A 237-nucleotide genomic window follows, 5' to 3' on the forward strand; every position below is an offset into this window, starting at 1 on the left:
CTGTGTAGCCCGAACCACCAATAATTCCGACATTAATCATGATCTAATTTGTTTACAGATGAGAAAATATTTTGAGCATTTCCTAAAATCTTAATAAATCCTTTCGCATCTTCAGATGTCCAGGCATTGTTCATTTCGCCGTACTGACCGAAACCTGTGTTCATTAAATCATTTTCTGATTCGAGTCCGTCAAGTGAGAAATGATATGGTTTTAACGAAACAGTTACTGTTCCGTTT

At 36.3% G+C, this 237-nt stretch carries 1 pseudogene; it reads right to left on the reverse strand.

Features of this window, described 5'->3' with window-relative positions:
• Positions 1-32: 32 nt before the first annotated feature.
• Positions 33-237 (reverse strand): annotated as a pseudogene (locus tag ACWA1B_RS23610) (argininosuccinate synthase); the annotation flags it as partial.

The sequence above is a fragment of the Flavobacterium xizangense genome (assembly GCF_054075145.1).